Here is a 22,242-nt window from a genome sequence, read left to right as displayed (position 1 = left end):
GGGGCTCTCTTTCCTCGGTTCGGGCTCAGGGCCGATCCTCTTGCATGCGTGTGGCAATGATAATCGCGGCGGCCAGGGCCGCCAGGCTTGCGATACTGAACGTCAGGGTCGGTCCCAGGGCATTCCAGCTGTAGCCGGCGTACAAGGCGCCCAGGGCTCCACCGGTGCCGGACAGGGCGGCGTACAGCGCCTGGCCCTGCCCTTGCTGGCGCGCACCGAAGCTGCGTTGCACGAAATGGATGGCCGAGGCGTGGAAGCTGCCGAAGGTCGCGGCGTGCAACAGCTGGGCGAACAACAATACCCACAGGTGCTCGGCGAACGACCCCAGCAGCAGCCAGCGCAAGGCGGCCAGGAGAAAACTGGCCAGCAGCACCCGGCGCACGGAGAAACGCGTGAGAATCCGGCTCATGGCCAGGAACATCAGGACCTCCGCCACTACCCCCAGGGCCCAGAGCAGGCCGATCAGGCCACGGCTGTAGCCGAGATTGTCGAGGTGCAGGGTCAGGAAGGTGTAATAAGGGCCGTGGCTCATCTGCATCAGCGCGACACAGCCATAGAAGGCCAGTACCCCCGGACTGCGCAACTGCCTGAGAAAGCCTTCGCCCGCCGGCCGGTTGGCCTGGCTCACCGGCTGGGCATTGGGCACCCAGGCGCTGCTCAGGACGATACCGCTCATGATCACCACAATGGCCACCGGATAGATATCCAGGCTCAACCATTCGAACAGCCGCCCGAGCGCCACCACGGCAAGAATGAAACCGATCGAGCCCCACAGGCGGATCTGACTGTAGCGCGCGGCCTGGCCTTGCAGGTGCGCCAGGGTGATGACTTCGAACTGCGGCAGTACCGCATGCCAGAAGAACGCGTGCAGGGCCATCACCAGCGCCAGCCAGGCGTAGCTTTTGTCGAAGAAGATCAGTGAGAACGCCAGCAGGGTGCAGATCGCGCCGAAGCGCACGATCACCAGGCGCCGACCGGTGTAGTCACCCAGCCAGCCCCAGATGTTCGGCGCCACGCAGCGCATCAGCATGGGGATTGCCACCAGTTCGCCAATCCGCGCCGGGGCAAAGCCCAGGTGGTGGAAGTACAGCGCCAGGAACGGCGCCGTCGCCCCCAGCAGGGCAAAGTAGAACAGGTAGAAACCGGACAGCCGCCAGTAAGGGAGCGGCGCTCCCGACATTACAGCTGGCCCAGTACCGGGGTGCTCACGCGCACATCCGCATTCTGCCCGCGGTGACGCAGCAGGTGATCCATCAGCACAATCGCCATCATCGCTTCGGCGATCGGCGTGGCACGGATGCCGACGCACGGGTCGTGGCGCCCCTTGGTGATCACATCCACCGGATTGCCATGGATATCGATGGAGCGCCCCGGCGTGGTGATACTCGAGGTCGGCTTGAGCGCCAGGTGCGCGACAATCGGCTGTCCGGAGGAAATCCCGCCGAGAATGCCGCCCGCGTTGTTGCTGAGGAAACCTTGCGGCGTCAGTTCGTCGCGATGCTCGGTACCGCGCTGGGCCACGCAGGCGAAACCGGCGCCGATTTCCACGCCCTTGACCGCGTTGATGCTCATCAGCGCATGCGCCAGCTCGGCGTCGAGACGGTCGAAGATCGGCTCGCCCAGGCCCGGCATCACCCCTTCGGCGACCACGGTGATCTTCGCGCCGACCGAATCCTGGTCGCGACGCAACTGGTCCATGTAGGCTTCCAGCTCAGGCACCTTGTCCGGGTCGGGGCTGAAAAAGGCGTTCTGCTCCACCGACTCCCAGGTCTTGAACGGGATTTCGATCGGCCCCAGCTGGCTCATGTAGCCACGAACGACAATGCCCTGGCTCGCCAGGAATTTCTTCGCGATGGCACCGGCCGCCACGCGCATCGCGGTTTCCCGGGCCGAACTGCGGCCGCCGCCACGGTAGTCGCGCTCACCGTACTTGTGATGGTAGGTGTAGTCGGCATGGGCCGGGCGGAACAGGTCCTTGATCGCCGAGTAGTCCTTGGACTTCTGGTCGGTATTGCGGATCAGCAGGCCGATGGCGCAGCCGGTGGTGCGCCCTTCGAAGACCCCCGAGAGGATCTCCACTTCGTCGGCTTCCTGGCGCTGGGTGGTGTGCCGGCTGGTGCCGGGCTTGCGGCGGTCGAGATCACGCTGCAGGTCTTCCAGGGACAGCTCCAGGCCCGGCGGGCAGCCGTCGACAATGGCGACCAACGCCGGGCCATGGCTTTCGCCAGCGGTGGTGACAGTGAACAGCTTGCCGTAGGTATTGCCGGACATGCAGGGTGCTCCGCGAATCAGATCTAGATAACCGAGCGGCCCAGTATACGCAGGCTGTCCAAGTAGTTCATCCTCGAACCTTATCGGCGGTTGCGAGTCCAACCGACACCTTGTCCATAATGGCGTGATGATGCTACGTGTTTTGCTCCTTACCCTGACCCTGTTCAGCGGTTTCACCCAGGCCGGCGTGATCCTGCAACGACCGATCAACCTCGACACCGGCAGCGGCGAACTGTTCGGCTCGCTGCTGCTGCCGCAGTCCGCCACGCCCGTGCCGGTCGTGCTGATCGTGGCCGGCTCCGGCCCCACCGACCGCGATGGCAACAATCCGGACGGCGGGCGCAACGACAGCCTCAAGCGCCTGGCGTGGCTGCTGGCCAAGCACAATATCGCCAGCGTGCGCTACGACAAGCGCGGCGTGGCCGCGAGCCTGGCCGCCGCCCCCGATGAACGCAACCTGAGCGTCGAAAGCTACGTCGCCGATGCGGTGGCCTGGGGCGAGAAGCTCAAGGCCGACCCGCGCCTGGGGCCGCTGGTCCTGCTCGGCCACAGCGAAGGCGCGCTGATCGCCACCCTCGCCGCGCCGAAGCTGGAGGCGGCCGGGGTCATTTCCCTGTCCGGCAGCGGCCGCCCGGTGGACCAGGTGATCCGCCAGCAACTGGCCAACCGCTTGCCGCCGGCGCTGATGCTGCGCAGCAACGAACTGCTCGACAGCCTCAAGGCCGGGCGTCCGGACAACGATATCCCACCGCCGCTGGAGCCGATCTTCCGCCCCAGTGTGCAGCCCTACCTGATCAGCCTGTTCCGCCAGGATCCGGCGGCGGCCTTCGGCCAGTTGAAAATGCCGGCCCTGATCATCCAGGGGCGCAATGATATCCAGGTCAGCATCGCCGACGCACAGGACCTGAAGAAGGCCAAGCCGGATGCCCAGCTTGTCCTGGTCGACGGCATGAATCACGTCCTGCGCATCGTGCCCAGGGACATCCAGCGCCAGCTGGCTTCCTACAATGCCCCGCAACAGCCCCTGGCCGCCGAACTGGAAGGACGGATTACCGCCTTTATCGACGGACTTGCTCGCCATTGAGATGATTTTGCGCTCCAGTCCTGACAGAAACGGCCGATAAGGCCATTGCCGGTATCGATATTGTTGCCGGCAAGCTGGACACGGACAGGATCTCGCCGAATGACTGATACCCAAGCGTCACCCGAAAGCAACGCCGCAGCCGCCGAACCCGCGCCGGTGGATCTGCCGTGGGCGGATGTGCAGCCCGAGCACTTCAAGATGTTGCGCCTGGCGCCGTTGACCACCGACCGGGCCACCGGTGGGCGGCCGCTGCGGTTTGTCCAGTTCGGCTATGCCGAGCGCAACAACAAGGAACGCAGCCTGCTGCGCATGAATATCCAGTTGCCGGCGCAACGGGTACGCAAGGAACAGAATCATCTGGACATGTGGGTCGACCACACCACCAAGCGCGTGCATTTCGGTCCCGAAGGCGGCTTGCAGGTGGAACCGTGGAACCGTGGTATCGGTCGTTTCCTCGTGGCCCAGGCCGCGATCTGGGCACAGAAGAAATGGTCGCACTACCGCGTCGATGGCGCGGCCTTGCAGAACAAGGACGCCCTGAACGAAGACACCCGCCTGCGCCGCGATCACTTCCTGCGGGTCCAGGGCTTCGACGTGGTCTACGCCGATCCCCAGCACCTCAAGGGCAGCTACAAGGACCTGCAGGTCGGCGAACTGCTGGCCCAGTGGAACACCGAGAAACTGCAGTTCGTGGAAATCCTCGAAGCCGCGCAGATGCTGCAGAATGCCGAACAGAACCTGATGGAGCAGGAAGTGAAGCTGCGCCAGCAGGAAGAGCGGGTCAGCAAGTTCAAGCGCGAGGACAGCGGGCTGCGTTTCACCATCACTTGCCTGGTGGCCTTCGCGATGTTCCAGGCCGGGCTGTTGATCTGGATCGCCACGCACCGCTAGACGGATTTTCCTGACAAACCTGTGGGAGCCGGCTTGCCGGCGATCCGCCACAGGCGCTCATGCAATCGGATAAGCGGCGCCTGACGCACCGCTATCGTCGGCAAGCCGGCCCGCACAAAGTGCCTGGCGATCAGACCCGCGAGGCGAACAACGCCTGGTGCTCGCGGCACTGTGGCGCCGTCAGCATGAACACCCCGTGCCCACCGCGTTCGAAGTCCAGCCAGGCAAAATCCACTTCCGGGTACAAGGCTTCGACGTGGACCTGGCTGTTGCCCACCTCGACGATCAGCAGACCTTTCTCGGTCAGGTGATCCGCCGCTTCGGCGAGCATCCGCCGCACCAGGTTCAAACCATCCTCACCGCAGGCCAGGCCCAGCTCCGGCTCATGCTGGTATTCGTCCGGCATGTCGGCGAAATCCTCGGCATCGACATAGGGCGGGTTGGACACGATCAGGTCGAAGCGCTGTCCCGGCAGGCCGTCGAAGCCATCGCCCTGGACCGTGAACACCCGCTCATCGACGCCGTGGCGCTCGATGTTCTGGTTCGCCACTTCCAGCGCTTCGAAAGACAGGTCGGCCAACACCACTTCCGCCTGCTGGAACTCGTAGGCACAGGCAATGCCGATGCAACCCGAGCCCGTGCACAGATCGAGGATTCGCGCCGGCTCCGCGCCCAACCAGGGAGCGAAGCGGCTTTCGATCAGCTCGCCGATCGGCGAACGCGGGATCAGCACGCGCTCGTCGACGATGAACGACAACCCGCAGAACCAGGCTTCGCCCAGCAGATAGGCGGTCGGCACCCGATCCTCGATACGACGCTTGAGCAGATGCTGCAGATGCGTCAGCTCGTCGTCCTCCAGGCGGCAGTCCAGATAGCTGTCGGCGATTTCCCAGGGCAGGTGCAACGCGCCCAGCACCAGTTGGCGTGCCTCGTCCCAGGCGTTGTCGGTACCATGACCGAAAAACAGATCCGCGCCATGGAAACGGCTGACAGCCCAACGGATGTGGTCGCGCAGGGTGCGCAGGCGGGAAGTGATCACGGGTAGACTCCTGAAAAAACGACGGGCGATTCTAACAGCCAAACGGACGTCGGGTGGAAACAAGGCAAAAAGACATCATGGCGTGGCTTTTCGACCTCCGGCAAACACCCCTTGACACGGCTACAGGCCAGTAACCACGCCGCCTGCGCGGGTAGCGATTCACATACGCGCTCAGCCGGAGGACAATGCGGCAAAAGCCCCACTCAAAGGAGCCCCAGAATGTCCGTTCCAAAGACGATGTTTCAACTCAGCGGCCGTGGTTATGCAGCAGCCAATCTGAACCATGCCAGCCTGTTGATCATCGATGCCCAGAAAGAATACCTCAGCGGCCCGCTCGCGCTGTCCGGCATGCAGGCTGCCGTCGACAACATCAAGCAGTTGGTCGCTGCCGCCCGTGCGGCCGGCCGGCCGATCGTGCATATCCGTCACCTGGGCACCGTCGGCGGGTTGTTCGACCCGCAGGGCGAACGCGGCGAATTCATTCCCGGCCTCGAGCCCCAGGGTGACGAAACCCTGATCGGCAAGCTGCTGCCGAGCGCCTTCCACGGCACCGGCCTGGAGAAACACCTGCAGGAACTCGGCTCGCTGGACCTGATCGTCTGCGGCTTCATGAGCCACTCCAGCGTCAGCACCACCGTCCGCGCCGCCAAGAACCTGGGCTTTCGCTGCACCCTGGTGGAAGACGCCTGTGCCACCCGCGACCTGCCCTACAAGGGCGAGATCATCAGTGCCGAGCAGGTCCAGCGCACTGAAATGGCGATCATGGCCGACAACTTCGCCACCCTGGCTTTGACCCGAGACCTGATCTGAGCCCGAGGATGGGTCGTCCTCGCGACCGCCCATCCGTTACAGGTGCCGAACCACCCGCCATTTGCCGATTTCCCAACCGCGTCAGGAACAAGCCGACCATCTCCCGGTCGAAGGGCCGATACTCATAGAGGAAATCGGAATGAAGATATCCGATGGTTTTGACGCTCGCCGACTGCGCCCCAAGGGCCAGAGCAACTGGCGTTCGCGCTTGGGCGCCGGTTTCGCGGCGCTGTTGGCAACCTTCGGGGTGCTGCTGGCCATGGCCGGTGCCGCCAGCCTGTTGGGACACGCCCCGGCCATGGGCGACCTGAACGCTACCACCACCGGTTCGGCGGTCATCCTGGTGGTGGGCCTGCTGGTGCTGTACTGCGGTGTCTGGCTCTGGCGGCGCAGCCGTCGCCGGACACGCCGCAACCAGGCGCTCAACATGGCGCCGCACCTGATGAAAAAGCACGACTGACACCTGCCTTCCGGGGAATCTGCCTGTGACTTGAGCCGTGCGACTTGGGTAAACTGGCGGTTCCTGCGGAGACTGACATGCAAGACGACGATTTTTCCCTGTTCAAAAGCGAAATCCGCGGTGTAAAGCCGATCAAGCACGATCGTGCCGATACCGGCAAACCCAAATCCGACCGCGCGCAACTGGCCAAGCTACGCCAGGCGGCGACAGTGCGCAGCGAATCCACCACGGTGGACGGCCTGTCCGACCAGTTCGTCATCGATGTCGGCCCCGAGGACGACCTGCACTGGTCCCGTGACGGCGTGCAGGAAAGCCAGATGCGCAAGCTCAAGGCCGCACAGATTCCTTTCGAAGGCAGCCTCGACCTGCACGGCATGAGCGTGGAGAAGGCCCGGGAAACCCTCTGGGCGTTCCTGGCCGAAGCGACGAAATTCGAAATCCGCTGCGTGCGCGTCACCCATGGCAAGGCCGTGCGCCTGGACGGCAAGCGCCCGATGATCAAGAGCCACGTCAACACCTGGCTGCGCCAGCATGCCCAGGTGCTCGGTTTCACCTCCTGCCAGCCGAAGCATGGTGGCGCCGGCGCGGTGTATGTGATGCTCAAGCGCACCATGATGGAAGGTCGCGACGAGTAACCGGACTGTCATCGAATTTGCAGGCGGCTGCCAGCCGCCGTATCCTTGCTCCTTTGCGCAGACTCCCACAGGTAGCTTCATGTCCCTGGAACAAAACTATACGGCGATTCTCGGCCAACTCGGCGAGGACGTCTCCCGCGAGGGCCTGCTGGACACGCCCAAGCGCGCCGCCAAAGCCATGCAGTACCTTTGCCGCGGTTATGAACAGACCCTGGAAGAAGTCACCAACGGTGCCTTGTTCAGTTCCGACAACAGCGAAATGGTGCTGGTCAAGGACATCGAGCTCTACTCGCTGTGCGAACACCACCTGCTGCCGTTCATCGGCAAGGCTCATGTCGCCTATATCCCGAGCGGCAAGGTACTGGGCCTGTCGAAGGTCGCGCGGATCGTCGACATGTATGCCCGACGCCTGCAGATCCAGGAAAACCTGAGCCGCCAGATCGCCGATGCGGTCCAGCAGGTGACCGGCGCCCTGGGCGTGGCCGTGGTGATCGAAGCCAAGCACATGTGCATGATGATGCGCGGCGTGGAAAAGCAGAACTCGTCGATGATCACCTCGGTGATGCTCGGTGAGTTCCGTGAAAACGCCGCGACCCGCAGCGAGTTCCTGGCGCTGATCAAGTAAAGGATTGTCCGAGATCGATGCCTTTGTGTGGGAGCGGGCTTGCCCGCTAGGCTTTTGGCGGCCCCAGGGCCCTGTTCGTCGGGGTGCCGCCCAGACCAAGTCCGCTCCCACATGACCCAAAGCCCTCTCAGACAAGCTTCCCTCTTCTTTCTCCGCCCGCGAGGCTATACCGTGTTCGTCAAAGCACTTCGAGTCGGCCTCGGCCAACTGATCATCTTCATCGATTTCCTCACCCGCCCACGCAAGCAGCAGCGCCCCGCTGCGGACCAGGCCAAGGTCGACGCCGCCGCCCGCAACCTGACCCTGTATCAGTTCCACGCCTGCCCGTTCTGCGTGAAGACCCGCCGCACCCTCCGTCGCCTGAACCTGCCGGTGGCACTGCGGGACGCGAAGAACAACGAACAGGATCGCCAGACCCTGCTCGAACAGGGCGGCAAGATCAAGGTGCCGTGCCTGCGTATCGAAGAAAACGGCCAGACCACCTGGATGTACGAGTCCAAGGTGATCATCGACTACCTGGACAAGCGCTTTTCCGCCGCCTGAGGTCGGTGCCCGTCAGTTCGGGCACTGATCGTATTCGCTCCGACACTCGGCGTAGGCCTTCAACTGCGCCGCGCGCTGCTGGGTCAACGCGGTCTTGCACTGCAGGTTGACCATCGGCCACATCGAACCGCCATCCGCCGGCTTCCCGGTCTGATACAGGCAGTCGGCATCACGGAAGGCCAGCCACTTGCGCTGGGCATCCTTGAGCGCATCCCTGGACGCCGGGGTCTTCAGATAGTCCATCTGGATCTTGTAGTACTTGTTCAGGTCGTCGTCGGCCTTCTTGAATGTCTTGCCCGCACACTCGTTCATCGACGCCTGGTTGGCATCGCAATCGTCGGCCGCCTGTGCCCCGGCGGCCAGGCCCAACAGACCGAAAGTCAAAAACGCTACGACTGGATACTTCATGGACGACACCCCGTTCAGTGGATAGGCAATCAGGTTTCCGATAGGACCTCGGCAGCGACAAAAGTGCCTGCGCCGGCAAAAATAAACCGGCCCTGGGGCCGGTTTAAGTGTTTCCGGATTTGCCGGTCAATCCAGCATCCCGACATGCTTCGGATGACTGGCCACCCGTTGCAACCAGGCCTGGATACCCGGATAGAGACTCAGGTCGAAGCCCCCCTGGTGGGCGACATGGGTATAGGCGTACAAGGCGATGTCGGCGATCGAATAATGCTCGCCCACCAGGTACGGGGTGTGCTGAAGCTGCTTCTCCATCACCTTCAATGCCTTGTGCCCGCGCTTCTGCAACTTGAGGTATTCCTCCCGGCGCTCCTCCGGCAAGCCCAGGTAGAACTCGATGAAGCGTGCCACCGCGATATAGGGCTCATGACTGTACTGCTCGAAAAACTGCCACTGCAGCACCTGGGTGCGCAAGCGCGGCTCGGTAGGCAGGAACTCGCTGCCATCGGCGAGGAAGTTGAGAATCGCATTGGACTCCCACAGGCAGGTGCCGTCTTCCAGCTCCAGTACCGGCACCTTGCCGTTGGGGTTCATCGCCAGGAATTCCGGCGTCTCGGTGTCACCCTTGAGGATGTCCACCGGGTGCCAGCGATACTCCTGCCCCAGCAGGTGCAGCATCAGTTTGATCTTGTAGCAATTGCCCGACTGGTAATCGCCATAAACCTTGTACATGGCCCTCCCCTTAAGCCGCTTGTGCGGCCTGTGCATGACGTACGACAGCGGCCAGGCGCCTGAGACCTTCGTCCAGGCGCTCCGGCGCGATATGACTGAAATTAAGACGAAGATTACCCGGATTACGCTCCGGTTCGGCAAAAAAAGGTTCGCCGGGCATAAAGGCGACATCCCGGGCCAGCGCGGCGTCGAGCAAGGTGCGGGTGTCCAGGGGTTGCCTGAGGGTCAGCCAGAAGAACAATCCGCCCTGGGGCACCTGCCAGTCGGCGAGGTCGGCGAAGTGTTTTTCCAGGGCCAGGGCAAAGGCATCCCGTCGGACCCGATAGAAGTCACGCAACTCCAGCAGGTGCCGGCGATACTTTTCCGTGCCGATCCATTGCAGCGCCTGCCATTGCCCGACGCGATTACTGTGCAAGTCCGCCGACTGCTTGAGTTTGAGCAGGTGCGCAAACAGGTCCGGGCTGGCGATCAGGTAACCGACACGCAGGCCCGGGGCCAGGGTCTTGGACACGGTGCCGGTGTAGACCCAGCTCGCCCGCCGCAGGCGGCCGGCGATGGGCACGGCGTCGACGCCATCGTAGCTGAGTTCGCGATAGGGCTCGTCTTCGATCAGGGTCACGCCGAATTCGTCCAGCAATGCCGCGACACCGGCACGCTTGGCTTCGCTGTAGCAGACGGCGGACGGATTCTGGAACGTCGGGATCAGGTAGATAAACGCCGGCCGATGCTTTTCCAGGCGGACCCGTAGTTGCAGCAGGTCCGGACCGTCCTGCTCCTGGGGAATGCCCAGGCAATCGGCACCGAACAACTGGAAGATCTGCAAGGCCGCCAGATAGGTCGGCGCTTCCATGAAGATCTCGGTGCCCTTGTCGATATGCAGCTTCGCCACCAGGTCGAGGGTCTGCTGGGAACCGCTGACCACCAGCACCTGGCTGGCCTGGCAGTTGATCCCCAGCGCCCGCGCCTCGGCCGCCAGTGCCTCACGCAAGGCCGGCTCACCCTCACTCATGCCGTACTGCCCCATGGTCACCGGCATGCCATCCCAATCCAGCTTCGGCAGCATCGCCTCGGCCGGCAGCCCACCGGCGAACGACATCACTTCGGGACGCTGGGCGGCGGCGAGGATTTCACGGATCAGGGAGCTTTTGAGGCGCGTAACACGTTCGGAGAAGGCCATAAAGAGTCACCGGTAGCAAAGTGAGAGACAAATACGTCAAACTACTTGACCGAAATTACGACGCCGCGAGCCAATACGTCAATATGCTTGACCTTAAAAATTCCAATACCCAACAAGACGCCATGGAAGCGTTCTTCTTCGGCTACCAGGCATTCACCGCCAAGGCCGACGAAATGCTCGAACGCCGTGGCTTGAGCCGGGTACACCAACGGATCGTGTTTTTCATCGCGCGCTACCCGGACCTCAGCGTCAAGGAACTGCTGGGGCAACTGGGGGTGAGCAAACAGGCGCTGAACATGCCGCTGCGCCAGTTGACCGAAATGGACCTGGTGCAAAGCGTTGCGTCCCCCACGGACAAGCGCAAGCGTCTGCTGTGCCTGACCGCCGATGGGATCAGCCTGGAAGAATCGTTGCGCCGCGAGCAGGTCAAGTTGCTGCAGAAGGCCTTTGCCCAGGCCGGCGAAGCCGCCGTGGATGGCTGGATGGCGGTCAACCGGGCCCTGGGCGACAGCCGCCCGACCTGATCCCCTCCCCTTGTTTGATCGCCTCCCACGCTGCAGCGTGGGAACGATCGACGCCTGGCTATATAGCGCGTCCGCGCAATCCATCGCACACAAAAACAAAAACATTATTTGCTTTATTTGTATACAAAAGCATAATTCGCTTCGTGCGAGTTCTTGACCTATCGGTCAACAAAACCCGTACTGCCTCAAAGAGCCGCTGCCCACGATCACGTGTCCGGCTCTGGAAATAACAATAAAACTCTTGAGGAGTACTCGCTGTGGAAAGCCGCAAATCCGAAGCCCCCACGCTGGATCTCTCGCCGCCGTCGAGCACTGGCCTGCTCGAACGTCTGTTCAAACTGAGGCTGCATGGCACCACGGTGAAAACCGAACTGATTGCCGGTGTGACCACCTTCATCACCATGGCCTACATCATCTTCGTCAACCCCAACATCATGGCCGACGCCGGCATCGACCACGGTGCGGCCTTTGTCGCCACCTGCATCGCCGCCGCCCTCGGCTGCCTGTTGATGGGGCTCTACGCCAACTGGCCGGTAGGCCTGGCCCCGGGCATGGGGCTGAACGCCTTCTTCACCTATACCGTGGTCGGCACCATGGGTTACCACTGGGAAACCGCCCTCGGCGCGGTCTTTATCTCCGGCGTGCTGTTCATGGCCCTGACCCTGTCGCGCATCCGCGAGTGGCTGCTCAACAGCATTCCGGTCAGCCTGCGCCATGCGATGGGCGCCGGCGTCGGCCTGTTCCTCGGCGTCATCGGCCTGAAAACCGCCGGGATCGTCGTCGCCAGCCCCGCCACCCTGATCAGGCTCGGCGCCCTGCATGAGCCCGGCCCGCTGCTGGCCGCCATCTGCTTCCTGATGATCGCGATCCTCAGCTACCACCGGGTCTTCGGCTCCATCCTGATCAGCATCATCACCGTCACCCTCGCAGGCTGGGGCCTGGGCCTGGTGGAATACCACGGCATCTTCTCCACCCCGCCAAGCCTGGCCCCGACGTGGATGGCCATGGACCTGGCCGGCGTGTTCAACGTCAGCATGATCAGCGTGGTACTGGCCTTTCTCTTCGTCCATATGTTCGATACCGCCGGCACCCTGATGGGGGTCGCCCAGCGCGCCGGCCTGGTCAATGCGGACGGTCGTATCGAGAACCTGTCGCGGGCGATGAAAGCCGACAGCGTCTCCAGCGTCTTCGGTGCGGTAGTCGGTGTTCCGCCCGTCACCAGCTATGTGGAAAGTGCTGCCGGCGTTGCCGCTGGTGGTCGGACTGGTCTGACCGCTGTTACTGTAGGCATACTGTTTGTAGCGGCCATGTTCTTTGCCCCGCTGGCTGGCATGATCCCTGCCTACGCGACCGCGGGTGCATTGATTTACGTGGCCATGCTGATGATGAGCGGCATGGCGCATATCGAGTGGGACGACGCGACGGACAGCATTCCGGCGATCGTCACCGCGATCATGATGCCGCTGACTTTTTCGGTCGCCGACGGAATCGCCCTGGGATTTATCACCTACGTGGCGCTGAAGGCCGGGACCGGCAAGTTCAAGGATATTTCCGTCAGCCTGTGGGTGCTGTGCGCCATTTTTATCGCCAAGTTCATCTTCCTCTAGGAAGACCCGGGCGGTAGTAGCCAGCCCCGCTTCGGCGGGGCTTTTGTACATGAGGGAGAAACCCGATGAGTCTGGAAACCTGGTTGTTGTTCAGCGCCGCCGCCCTGGTGGTGATTCTTATCCCTGGGCCGCTGTCGCTGCTGATGATCAGCAACAGCCTGAACTATGGATTGCGTCGTTCATACCCGGCCTTTCTCGGTGGTGTCAGCGCCTCGATCTGCCTGCTGAGCGCCTCGGCCCTGGGTCTCGGGGCGTTGCTGCTGGCCTCGGAACAGCTGTTCAGCGCCCTGAAGATCGTCGGGGCCCTGTACCTGTTCCATCTCGCCTGGCAGAGCTGGCAGCAGTCGCGCCAGCCCGCACAGGCGGCGAATGTGCCCGAAATCGCGCCGGCGCCACGCTTTCGTGCCCTGTTCGGGCGCGCTTTCGTACTGGGCGCGAGCAATCCCAAGGACATCCTGTTCTTTGCCGCGTTCCTGCCACAGTTTCTCAAGGCCGATGAACCCTTTCTCGGCCAGTTGCTGGTGATGATCGTCACCTGGACCCTGCTCGACCTGCTCTGCAAGCTGACCTACGGCCTCGGTGCCCATGGCGCGGCGCGTTATCTGCGCAGCGGCAAGGGGCAGAGCTGGTTCAACCGGATCAGTGCCGGGTTGTTCAGCGGGGCGGGAGCGGCGTCGTTGTTGAGCCGTTAGATGGATGCGGGCGATACCGGCCTCTTCGCGGGCAAGCCCGCTCCCACAGGTTCGCGATGCACACAGAACAGGTGCCTGGCGCCACACTTGTGGGAGCGGGCTTGCCCGCGAAAGGGCCGGGACTGGCGACACAGCCCCCCCCCGGAGAACATTGATCGGTCGTTGCCACGCGGCGCAGGGACACGATCATTCGGCAAGACATAAAAAAGCCCGCAGTGTGCGCGGGCAAGGTGACCAAAGAAGTTGTGCAGCGCCTTGGGGGATCTAACTTCCTCGGTAGGTCGAATAACTGTAGGGCGATATCAACAAGGGGACGTGATAGTGCTCCTGCTCGGCGCTGATGCCGAAGCGCAGCACCACCACGTCGAGAAAGGCCGGCTCCGGCAGCGTCACGCCACGGGCCCGATAGTAGTCACCGGCATGAAACTGCAACTGATAGACCCCGGAACGGTAATCGTCCCCCTGCAGCAGCGGTGCATCGCAGCGTCCGTCGCTGTTGGTCAGGGTGCTGGCGACCCGTTCCAGCCGTGCGCCCTCGACCCGATACAGCTCGACCTTGATCGAACTGCCGGGGCAGCCATGTGCGGCATCCAAAACATGCGTAGTCAAACGTCCCATTGCTTCTGCGTGCCCGCCTGCCCTGCTGGCAGACCGGGCCTCGCGCCTCCCGGAGTCAGTGGATAAAGGAGATGCCGCACGGCGCGGGAAAGCCCCGGGCGTGTGGCGATAAAATGATTAAGACATTTTTAATAAAAATTGTACACAATAAATTTTGCACTTTTCAGCGCCCTTTTCGAACACTGCTAATCTTGGCAGAAAGCCCATGGATAGAAGACCTTTCATCCATTAGCTGACCGATCAGGCAGATTTCTTGCAGCGAATCGAACAGGCTTTTTCTGGCAGAAATGGAAAAAAACGGGCTTACAAAGTGAATATAAAGTTGTATACAATCGTTCCATCGCTGTGACGCCACCCGGTCTGACGGGACGCCACGCAATCGTCACCACGAACAAGAAGGAAGACTGCAGTGAGCGCTGACTATCCACGCGACCTGATCGGTTACGGCAGTAACCCTCCTCACCCCCATTGGCCGGGCAATGCCCGTATCGCCTTGTCCTTCGTGCTCAACTACGAAGAAGGCGGCGAGCGCAACATCCTGCACGGCGACAAGGAGTCCGAATCCTTCCTCTCGGAGATGGTCGCGGCGCAACCGCTGCAGGGCGAACGCAACATGAGCATGGAGTCGCTCTACGAGTATGGCAGCCGTGCCGGCGTCTGGCGGATCCTCAAGCTGTTCAAGACCTTCGACATCCCGCTGACGATCTTTGCCGTGGCCATGGCCGCCCAGCGTCACCCGGACGTCATCCGCGCCATGGTCGAGGCCGGCCACGAGATCTGCAGCCACGGCTACCGCTGGATCGACTACCAGTACATGGACGAGGCGCAGGAACGCGAGCATATGCTCGAAGCCATCCGCATCCTCACCGAAGTCAGCGGCGAGCGGCCGCTGGGCTGGTACACCGGCCGTACCGGGCCGAACACCCGCAGGCTGGTGATGGAAGAAGGCGGTTTCCTCTATGACTCGGACACCTACGACGATGACCTGCCCTACTGGGAACCGAACAACCCGACCGGCAAGCCGCACCTGGTGATTCCGTACACCCTCGACACCAACGACATGCGCTTCACCCAGGTCCAGGGTTTCAACCAGGGCGACGATTTCTACCAGTACCTCAAGGACGCCTTCGACGTGCTCTACGCCGAAGGCGCCGAGGCGCCGAAAATGCTTTCCATCGGCCTGCACTGCCGATTGATCGGGCGTCCGGCACGCCTGGCCTCGCTGCGGCGCTTCATCGAATACGTGAAGGGCTTCGACCAGGTCTGGTTCACGCGCCGGGTCGATATCGCCCGCCACTGGCACACCACCCATCCGTACCAGGAGCCGGTGCAATGAGTGCTTTCCAGACCCTCAAGCCATCGACCCTGAGCCGCGCGGCCTTTATCGAGGCCTTCGCCGATATCTACGAACATTCGCCATGGGTCGCCGAAAAGGCCTTCGACCTCGGCCAGGACAGCGGTATCGACCAGATCGAAACCCTGCACCGGCGCATGAGCGACATCCTGTTGAGCGCCGATCACGCCAGCCAGTTGGCACTGATCAACGCCCACCCGGACCTGGCAGGCAAAGCCGCCGTCCAGGGCCAGCTTACCGAAGCCAGCACCCATGAACAGGCTGGCGCCGGTATTCACCAATGCACGGCCGAAGAGTTCCAGCGCTTCACCGAGCTGAACGAGGCCTACAAGGCCAGGTTCAAGTTTCCCTTCATCATGGCGGTAAAAGGCAGCAACCGGCATCAGATCCTCGCCGCGTTCGAAACACGCATCCACAACCCGGTGGACACCGAGTTCAGGTGCGCCCTGGCGGAGATCAACAAGATCGCCCTGTTCCGTTTACTGACCCTATAGCGACCTTGGCCCGAGCACCGAAGGTGCCCAGGGCCCTGCGAGCATCCCCAGCCACTTATTCAAAGGCAGACAAGAAGAATGAAAGCTTACGCCGTACCTTTCGAGAAATTCGTCAACCTGGCCGACGCACGCCTGGGTACCAAGATCATTTCCGTCACCGACGACTGGTTCGCCGACGCCAACCGCCTGTTCCAGCCGACCCCGGCTGTCTGGAAGGAAGGCGTGTTCGATGACAACGGCAAGTGGATGGACGGCTGGGAATCGCGCCGCAAGCGCTTCGAAGGCTACGACAGCGCTGTGATCCGCCTGGGCGTGCCCGGTTCGATCAAGGGCGTGGACATCGACACCTCATTCTTCACCGGCAACTACCCGCCGTCGGCCTCGCTGGAAGCCTGCTTCCTCGCCGAAGGCGAACCGGACGACAACACCCAGTGGGTCGAAGTGCTGTCCGCCGTCGAGCTGCAAGGCAACAGTCACCACTACCATGAAATCGGCAACGACCAGGCCTTCAGCCACCTGCGTTTCAATATCTACCCGGACGGCGGCGTGGCCCGCCTGCGGGTCTACGGCATCCCCTACCGCGACTGGTCGGCCGTGGGCGACAACGAACAGATCGACCTCGCCGCCGCCCTCAACGGCGGTCGTGCCCTGGCCTGCTCCGACGAGCACTTCGGACGCATGAGCAACATCCTCAACCCGGGCCGTGGCATCAACATGGGCGACGGCTGGGAAACCGCCCGTCGTCGTACCCCGGGCAATGACTGGGTGATCGTTGCCCTGGGCCATCCGGGCGAGATCGAGAAGATCATCGTCGACACCTTGCACTTCAAGGGCAACTACCCCGACAGCTGCTCGATCCAGGCAGCCTTCGTCAAGGGCGGCACCGACAGCCAGATCGAGACCCAGAGCCTGTTCTGGCGCGAACTGCTGCCGAGCCAGAAACTGGAAATGCACGCCGAACACACCTTCGCCGAACAGATCAAGGCCCTGGGACCGATCACCCATATCCGCCTGAACGTGTTCCCCGATGGTGGCGTGAGCCGTCTGCGAGTCCTCGGCAAGGTCGCCAGGTAAGCGATGACCCCGATCGCAGGCAAGCCGGCTCCCACAGCAGAACGCGTTGCAAATGTGGGAGCGGGCCTGCCCGCGATGACGATAGAACAAACAACACAGAATTCGGATAAGAAGACAGCCATGCGCACACTGATGATCGAACCCCTGAGCAAAGAAGCCTTCGCCCCTTTCGGTGACGTGATCGAAACCGACGGCAGCGATCACTTCATGATCAACAACGGTTCGACCCAGCGCTTCCATCGTCTGGCCACGGTAGAAACCGCGACGCCCGACGACAAGGCGATCATCAGCATTTTCCGCGCCGACGCGCTGGACATGCCGCTGACCATCCGCATGCTCGAACGCCATCCGCTGGGCAGCCAGGCTTTCATCCCGCTGCTCGGCAACCCCTTTCTGATCGTGGTCGCGCCACTTGGCGATGCACCTGTATCAGGTCTGGTCCGCGCCTTCGTCAGCAATGGCAGGCAGGGCATCAATTACCATCGCGGCGTCTGGCACCACCCGGTGCTGACGATCGAAAAGCGGGATGACTTCCTGGTGGTTGATCGCAGTGGCAGTGGCAATAACTGCGATGAGCATTTCTTCAAAGAGGATGAGTACCTGATCCTCGCCCACCAATAAGAGAAGGTCTGATCACTCCCGAAAAAGAGTGACAGGCGAGAGGTAAAGACTGTGGAAGCACATCTGTTGGAATGGCTGAACCTGAGCGTGCGCTGGGTTCACATGATCACCGGCGTCGCCTGGATCGGCGCGTCGTTCTACTTCGTCTGGCTGGAGAACAACCTCAACCGGGCCAACCCCAGGGACGGCCTGGCCGGCGACCTCTGGGCCATCCATGGCGGCGGCATCTACCACCTGGAAAAATACAAGCTGGCCCCACCGACCATGCCGGACAACCTGCACTGGTTCAAATGGGAAGCCTACTTCACCTGGATGTCGGGGATCGCCCTGCTCTGCGTGGTGTTCTACTCCAATCCCGTGCTCTACCTCGTGGCCCCCGGCAGCGGCCTGAGCGGTCCCGAAGGCGTCGCCATCGGCATCGGCGCGTTGATCGCCGGCTGGTTCGTCTACGACTTCCTCTGTGACTCGGCCCTGGGCAAGCACCCGGCCCTGCTCGGCTTCATCCTGTTCGTCCTGCTGATCGCCGCGGCCTACGGTTTCAGCAAGGTGTTCAGCGGACGCGGGGCGTACCTGCACGTCGGCGCGATCATCGGCACCATCATGGTCGGCAACGTCTTCCGCATCATCATGCCGGCCCAGCGCGCCCTGGTGGCGGCGATCGCCGAGAACCGCACACCGGACCCGGCGCTGCCGGCCAAGGGCCTGCTGCGCTCACGGCACAACAACTACTTCACCCTGCCGGTGCTGTTCATCATGATCAGCAACCATTTCCCGAGCACCTACGGCAGCCAGTACAACTGGTTGATCCTGGCCGGGATCGCGGTACTGGCGGTACTGGTACGGCACTACTTCAACACCCGCCACGACAGCCACAGGTTCGCCTGGACCTTGCCGGTCGCGGCGCTGGGCATGATCTGCCTGGCCTATGTCACCGGGCCCGCCTCGAACCCCGGCGCACCGCAGGTGGCCAAGGCACCGGCGAAGATCGAGTACCAGCCGCTGCCGGAAACCGCCCTCGGCGGTGGCCTCAAGCCGGCACCGGTGGCTGAAGCGGGCGCTCCGTCGACACCTGCCGCGCCGGCACCGGCACAAGCGGCGAACAGCGCGGCCGGCGATATCGCCTTCGACAAGGTCCACAGTGTGATCCAGGAACGTTGTGCGGTGTGTCATTCGGCCAGGCCCACCAGCCCGCTGTTCAGCACCGCCCCGGCCGGGGTGATGTTCGACACCCCACAACAGATCCAGCAACTGGCCCCGCGGATCCAGGCCCAGGCCGTCGCGAGCCAGATCATGCCCCTGGGCAATATCACCCAGATGACCCAGCAGGAACGTGACCTGATTGGCGCCTGGATCAACCAGGGGGCACGTACCAACTGAAGCCGATGTGGCGAGCTTGCTTGTGGCGAGTGGGCTTGCCCGCTCGCCACAAGGCTGTAACCGATTCAAAAACGCTGTCCGCAACCACACAGCGCTAAAACCACAAGAACAAAAAAAATCCGAGGTGTTGCATGTCCGAGTCATCCGAACCGCGCATCCCCGCCGCACCCGCTATTCAACGTCTGCCCCTGTTGCAACTGATCCTCGTGGGTCTGCAACACGTCCTGCTGATGTATGGCGGAGCCGTCGCGGTGCCGCTGATCATCGGACAGGCCGCAGGCCTGAGTCGTGAAGAAATCGCCTTTCTGATCAACGCCGACCTGCTGGTGGCCGGTATCGCCACCGTGGTGCAATCCTTCGGCATCGGCCCCCTGGGCATCCGCATGCCGGTGATGATGGGCGCCAGCTTCGCCGCCGTCGGCAGCATGGTGGCCATGGCCGGCATGCCCGGTATCGGCATGACCGGGATCTTCGGCGCCACCATTGCCGCCGGTTTCTTCGGCATGCTCATCGCACCCTTCATGTCCAGGGTGGTGCGGTTCTTCCCGCCCCTGGTCACCGGTACCGTGATCACCGCCATCGGCCTTTCGCTGTTCCCGGTCGCGGTGAACTGGGCCGGCGGCGGCAATGCCGCGGCGCAGTTCGGCTCGCCGATCTACCTCGGCGTCGCCGCCCTGGTGCTGGCGACCATCCTGCTGATCAATCGCTTCATGCGCGGTTTCTGGGTCAATATCTCGGTGCTGATCGGCATGGCGCTGGGCTATGTGCTGTCCGGCGCCATCGGCATGGTCGACCTCGCCGGCCTGGCCCAGGCCCCCTGGGTGAAAGTGGTGACGCCGCTGCATTTCGGCATGCCGCAATTCCACCTCGCACCGATCCTCTCCATGTGCCTGGTGGTGGTAATCATTTTTGTCGAGTCCACCGGCATGTTCCTCGCGCTGGGCAAGATCACCGGCCAGGAAGTCACCCCGCGCATGCTGCGCCGCGGTCTGCTGTGCGATGCCGGCGCCTCGTTCCTGGCCGGTTTCTTCAACACCTTCACCCACTCCTCGTTCGCCCAGAACATCGGCCTGGTGCAGATGACCGGCGTGCGCTGCCGTTCGGTGACCATGGTCGCCGGCGGCTTCCTGATCATCCTCAGCCTGCTGCCCAAGGCGGCGTTCCTGGTCGCCTCGATCCCACCGGCGGTACTCGGCGGCGCGGCCATCGCGATGTTCGGCATGGTGGCCGCGACCGGGATCAGGATCCTCCAGGAAGCCGACATCTCCGACCGCCGCAACCAGTTGCTGGTGGCGGTGAGCATCGGCATGGGCCTGATCCCCGTGGTCCGCCCGGAGTTCTTCGCCCACCTGCCGTTGTGGATGGGGCCCATCACCCACAGCGGGATTGCCATGGCGACCCTCAGCGCGGTGTCCCTGAACCTGCTGTTCAATGTACTCGGCGGCGCCGGACGGGCCGCCCTCAGCGGGCACGCGCACCAGCACTGACTGACAGGCTCCGGCAGCAGGCGTCATCGCTGCCGGCCAGGCTCCCTCGCGGAGCACTTGAGACAGTGGACGTGCCTCTGTATCCTGCGCGCCCGCTCGCTTGCGGTCTGAAAAAGACCGGATTGAAAAGCTGACCACCTGACCAACCTACCCCGGTTACTGGCAGCTTCGAGGCCCCCTGAAACACCATCAGGCCGATTGTTCCCGAACAGTCGGACGGGTGTGCTTTGGCGTTTTTCCGGCCTTGGCGCAGCACTTGCCAACAGCAAGGAAGCTGACCGATTGAATAGTTTTACCGCAATGAACAAAGGCGCCACACCAGAGCGCCGAACGACACCACCGTCGAATCATTTCACTTTGGGAGCAACCAGATGAAACGTACTTGCACGAGCCTGATGCTCGCGGGAACACTGCTGGGCGCGGGACAGGCCATGGCCGGTGACCTGCTGCAATGGCAAAACAACAGCCTGACTTACCTGTGGGGCAAGAACTTCACGGTCAATCCGCAGATTCAGCAGACCGTGACCTTCGAACATGCCGACGCCTGGAAATACGGCGACAACTTCCTGTTCGTCGACCGGATCTTCTACAACGGCAAGGAAGACGGCAATGTCGGCCCGGACACCTACTACGGCGAGTTCAGCCCGCGCCTGTCGTTCGGCAAGATCCTCGACCAGAAGCTCGAGTTCGGCCCGATCAAGGACGTCCTGCTGGCCCTGACCTATGAGTTCGGCGAAGGCGACAACGAGTCCTACCTGGTGGGTCCGGGTTTCGACCTGGCGATCCCCGGCTTCGACTACTTCCAGTTGAACTTCTACCAGCGCCAGACCGAAGGCAACCGTCCCGGCGACAACGTCTGGCAGATCACTCCGGTCTGGTCCTACACCATCCCCGTGGGCGACTCCAATGTGCTGATCGACGGCTTCATGGACTGGGTGGTCAACAACGACAAGACCGCGCGCGGCACCTACCACGCCAACCTGCACTTCAACCCGCAGATCAAGTACGACCTCGGCAAGGCCCTGCACTGGAGCGAGAAGCAGTTGTACGTCGGTATCGAGTACGACTACTGGAAGAACAAGTACGGCATCGAAGACTCCGGCGCCTTCAAGACCAACCAGGACACCGCGAGCCTGCTGGTCAAATACCACTTCTGACGAGAAACGGGAGCCCGGCGGGCTCCCTGTTTGACGGTTGCCTCGCGTCATCACACAACCTTGAAAAAAATCGCCTTTCTCTCCTCCAGCGTCCGGAAGCTCTAGAACGAGCCTTCAAGCCCCTATCTCATTGAACAAGCCGATTTTCCATCGGGCTCGGCCATGTTCCCAGCCTGCCAGAGCGTTGACAAAGCGCTTTTTCGCTGTCGATAATCCGGCCAATGTTGTACGACAACGTATAACACTAATAACAATAAAAACCCTGGAGCTGCCTGTTCATGATGAATCGTCCCTCTCGTTCGCTGGTGCTGTTCGGCACCGCAAGCCTCACGCTCACGCTACCTTCCCTGGCCACCGCCGACGGTTTCGTCGATGACGCCGTCGCCAACCTGAACCTGCGCAACGCCTACTTCAATCGCAATTTCACCAACCCCGCCTATCCCCAGGGCAAGGCCGAGGAATGGACGCAGAACTTCATCCTCGATGCGAAATCCGGCTTCACCCAGGGCACGGTCGGCTTCGGCCTCGACGTGCTCGGCAGCTTTTCCCAGAAGCTCGACGGCGG

The 22,242-nt window shown here is 62.4% G+C and carries 25 protein-coding genes; 18 read left to right on the top strand and 7 right to left on the bottom strand.

Annotated elements, in window-relative coordinates; genetic code table 11:
- Nucleotides 1–25 precede the first annotated feature (25 nt).
- Together ACL9RJ_RS17090 and aroC are read right to left on the bottom strand one after the other, a co-directional pair.
- Nucleotides 26–1,180: an MFS transporter gene (locus tag ACL9RJ_RS17090; RefSeq protein WP_017129701.1), complete on the bottom strand. Its 1,155-nt coding sequence runs from the start codon at nt 1,178–1,180 to the stop codon at nt 26–28.
- A complete protein-coding gene (gene aroC / locus ACL9RJ_RS17085) occupies nt 1,180–2,271 on the bottom strand; it encodes a chorismate synthase (RefSeq protein WP_017129702.1) in 1,092 nt (363 codons plus the stop codon). Before aroC ends, ACL9RJ_RS17090 begins: the two co-directional genes overlap by 1 nt.
- Nucleotides 2,272–2,353: 82 nt before the next feature.
- Between aroC and ACL9RJ_RS17080 the strand changes: the two genes are divergently transcribed.
- Both ACL9RJ_RS17080 and ACL9RJ_RS17075 read left to right on the top strand, forming a co-directional pair.
- The gene (locus ACL9RJ_RS17080) at nt 2,354–3,355 is read left to right on the top strand and encodes an alpha/beta hydrolase (protein WP_177116376.1); all 1,002 of its coding nucleotides are present in this window, start codon (nt 2,354–2,356) and stop codon (nt 3,353–3,355) included.
- Nucleotides 3,356–3,454: 99 nt separating this feature from the next.
- The gene (locus ACL9RJ_RS17075; protein WP_017129704.1) at nt 3,455–4,246 is read left to right on the top strand and encodes a hypothetical protein; all 792 of its coding nucleotides are present in this window, start codon (nt 3,455–3,457) and stop codon (nt 4,244–4,246) included.
- 130 nt (nt 4,247–4,376) lie between these two features.
- On the opposite strand, the gene prmB is transcribed toward ACL9RJ_RS17075, so the two are convergent.
- Entirely contained in the window at nt 4,377–5,285 is a 909-nt protein-coding gene (prmB, locus tag ACL9RJ_RS17070; protein WP_017129705.1) for a 50S ribosomal protein L3 N(5)-glutamine methyltransferase, read from the bottom strand.
- A 219-nt stretch (nt 5,286–5,504) separates the two neighbouring features.
- Between prmB and ACL9RJ_RS17065 the strand changes: the two genes are divergently transcribed.
- The 5 genes from ACL9RJ_RS17065 (at nt 5,505) to ACL9RJ_RS17045 (ending at nt 8,358) form a co-directional block, all read left to right on the top strand.
- A complete protein-coding gene (locus ACL9RJ_RS17065) occupies nt 5,505–6,095 on the top strand; it encodes a cysteine hydrolase family protein (protein ID WP_177086485.1) in 591 nt (196 codons plus the stop codon).
- A gap of 139 nt (nt 6,096–6,234) precedes the next feature.
- Nucleotides 6,235–6,555, top strand: coding sequence for a hypothetical protein (locus tag ACL9RJ_RS17060; protein ID WP_017129707.1), 321 nt, complete (start codon nt 6,235–6,237; stop codon nt 6,553–6,555).
- 77 nt (nt 6,556–6,632) lie between these two features.
- Nucleotides 6,633–7,190, top strand: coding sequence for a Smr/MutS family protein (locus ACL9RJ_RS17055; RefSeq protein WP_017129708.1), 558 nt, complete (start codon nt 6,633–6,635; stop codon nt 7,188–7,190).
- A 79-nt stretch (nt 7,191–7,269) separates the two neighbouring features.
- Complete coding sequence (gene folE / locus ACL9RJ_RS17050) at nt 7,270–7,815, top strand: GTP cyclohydrolase I FolE (RefSeq protein ID WP_017129709.1); 546 nt, start codon at nt 7,270–7,272, stop codon at nt 7,813–7,815.
- 171 nt (nt 7,816–7,986) lie between these two features.
- Nucleotides 7,987–8,358, top strand: a complete 372-nt coding sequence (locus tag ACL9RJ_RS17045; RefSeq protein WP_017129710.1) for a glutathione S-transferase N-terminal domain-containing protein — start codon at nt 7,987–7,989, stop codon at nt 8,356–8,358.
- Nucleotides 8,359–8,370: 12 nt separating this feature from the next.
- Here ACL9RJ_RS17045 and ACL9RJ_RS17040 read toward each other — a convergent pair whose 3' ends face one another.
- From ACL9RJ_RS17040 to ACL9RJ_RS17030, 3 genes are all read right to left on the bottom strand, one after another.
- The gene (locus ACL9RJ_RS17040) at nt 8,371–8,766 is read right to left on the bottom strand and encodes a lysozyme inhibitor LprI family protein (protein WP_178992318.1); all 396 of its coding nucleotides are present in this window, start codon (nt 8,764–8,766) and stop codon (nt 8,371–8,373) included.
- A gap of 126 nt (nt 8,767–8,892) precedes the next feature.
- A complete protein-coding gene (locus ACL9RJ_RS17035; protein WP_017129712.1) occupies nt 8,893–9,495 on the bottom strand; it encodes a glutathione S-transferase family protein in 603 nt (200 codons plus the stop codon).
- Between the two features lie 10 nt (nt 9,496–9,505).
- Nucleotides 9,506–10,672, bottom strand: a complete 1,167-nt coding sequence (locus ACL9RJ_RS17030) for a PLP-dependent aminotransferase family protein (protein ID WP_422765494.1) — start codon at nt 10,670–10,672, stop codon at nt 9,506–9,508.
- Nucleotides 10,673–10,755: 83 nt separating this feature from the next.
- Here ACL9RJ_RS17030 and ACL9RJ_RS17025 point away from each other — a divergent pair, with 83 nt between their 5' ends.
- The 3 genes from ACL9RJ_RS17025 (at nt 10,756) to ACL9RJ_RS17015 (ending at nt 13,495) form a co-directional block, all read left to right on the top strand.
- Nucleotides 10,756–11,196: a MarR family winged helix-turn-helix transcriptional regulator gene (locus tag ACL9RJ_RS17025; RefSeq protein ID WP_042937185.1), complete on the top strand. Its 441-nt coding sequence runs from the start codon at nt 10,756–10,758 to the stop codon at nt 11,194–11,196.
- Between the two features lie 257 nt (nt 11,197–11,453).
- Entirely contained in the window at nt 11,454–12,803 is a 1,350-nt protein-coding gene (locus tag ACL9RJ_RS17020) for a solute carrier family 23 protein (protein WP_177086479.1), read from the top strand.
- Between the two features lie 65 nt (nt 12,804–12,868).
- A complete protein-coding gene (locus tag ACL9RJ_RS17015) occupies nt 12,869–13,495 on the top strand; it encodes a LysE family translocator (RefSeq protein ID WP_177118200.1) in 627 nt (208 codons plus the stop codon).
- Nucleotides 13,496–13,759: 264 nt separating this feature from the next.
- Here the strand turns inward: ACL9RJ_RS17015 and uraH are convergent, their stop codons facing one another.
- Nucleotides 13,760–14,113 (bottom strand): hydroxyisourate hydrolase, encoded by a 354-nt coding sequence (gene uraH / locus ACL9RJ_RS17010; protein WP_042937186.1) that lies wholly within the window; start codon nt 14,111–14,113, stop codon nt 13,760–13,762.
- Nucleotides 14,114–14,522: 409 nt separating this feature from the next.
- On the opposite strand from uraH, the gene puuE reads away from it, so the two are divergent.
- The 8 genes from puuE to ACL9RJ_RS16970 all read left to right on the top strand — a co-directional run.
- The gene (puuE, locus tag ACL9RJ_RS17005; RefSeq protein ID WP_017129718.1) at nt 14,523–15,449 is read left to right on the top strand and encodes an allantoinase PuuE; all 927 of its coding nucleotides are present in this window, start codon (nt 14,523–14,525) and stop codon (nt 15,447–15,449) included.
- Nucleotides 15,446–15,961, top strand: a complete 516-nt coding sequence (gene uraD / locus ACL9RJ_RS17000; RefSeq protein WP_177118201.1) for a 2-oxo-4-hydroxy-4-carboxy-5-ureidoimidazoline decarboxylase — start codon at nt 15,446–15,448, stop codon at nt 15,959–15,961. Before puuE ends, uraD begins: the two co-directional genes overlap by 4 nt.
- 78 nt (nt 15,962–16,039) lie before the next feature.
- Entirely contained in the window at nt 16,040–17,035 is a 996-nt protein-coding gene (alc, locus tag ACL9RJ_RS16995; protein WP_017129720.1) for an allantoicase, read from the top strand.
- Nucleotides 17,036–17,155: 120 nt separating this feature from the next.
- Entirely contained in the window at nt 17,156–17,656 is a 501-nt protein-coding gene (locus tag ACL9RJ_RS16990) for an ureidoglycolate lyase (protein WP_177086868.1), read from the top strand.
- Between the two features lie 51 nt (nt 17,657–17,707).
- Nucleotides 17,708–19,033, top strand: a complete 1,326-nt coding sequence (locus ACL9RJ_RS16985; RefSeq protein WP_422765493.1) for a urate hydroxylase PuuD — start codon at nt 17,708–17,710, stop codon at nt 19,031–19,033.
- Nucleotides 19,034–19,164: 131 nt separating this feature from the next.
- A complete protein-coding gene (locus tag ACL9RJ_RS16980; RefSeq protein WP_017127697.1) occupies nt 19,165–20,520 on the top strand; it encodes a nucleobase:cation symporter-2 family protein in 1,356 nt (451 codons plus the stop codon).
- A 371-nt stretch (nt 20,521–20,891) separates the two neighbouring features.
- Complete coding sequence (locus tag ACL9RJ_RS16975; protein ID WP_422765491.1) at nt 20,892–21,677, top strand: outer membrane protein OmpK; 786 nt, start codon at nt 20,892–20,894, stop codon at nt 21,675–21,677.
- Nucleotides 21,678–21,955: 278 nt separating this feature from the next.
- Nucleotides 21,956–22,242, top strand: a 287-nt coding sequence (locus ACL9RJ_RS16970) for an OprD family outer membrane porin (RefSeq protein ID WP_422765490.1), incomplete at its 3' end; no start/stop codon positions are given.

The organism is Pseudomonas sp. Mn2068 (assembly GCF_049319725.1).
In the GTDB taxonomy this organism is placed as follows: domain Bacteria; phylum Pseudomonadota; class Gammaproteobacteria; order Pseudomonadales; family Pseudomonadaceae; genus Aquipseudomonas; species Aquipseudomonas gingeri.
Note: the sequence above shows the minus strand (reverse complement) of the source record. Positions and strands in the feature narration are given on the sequence as shown.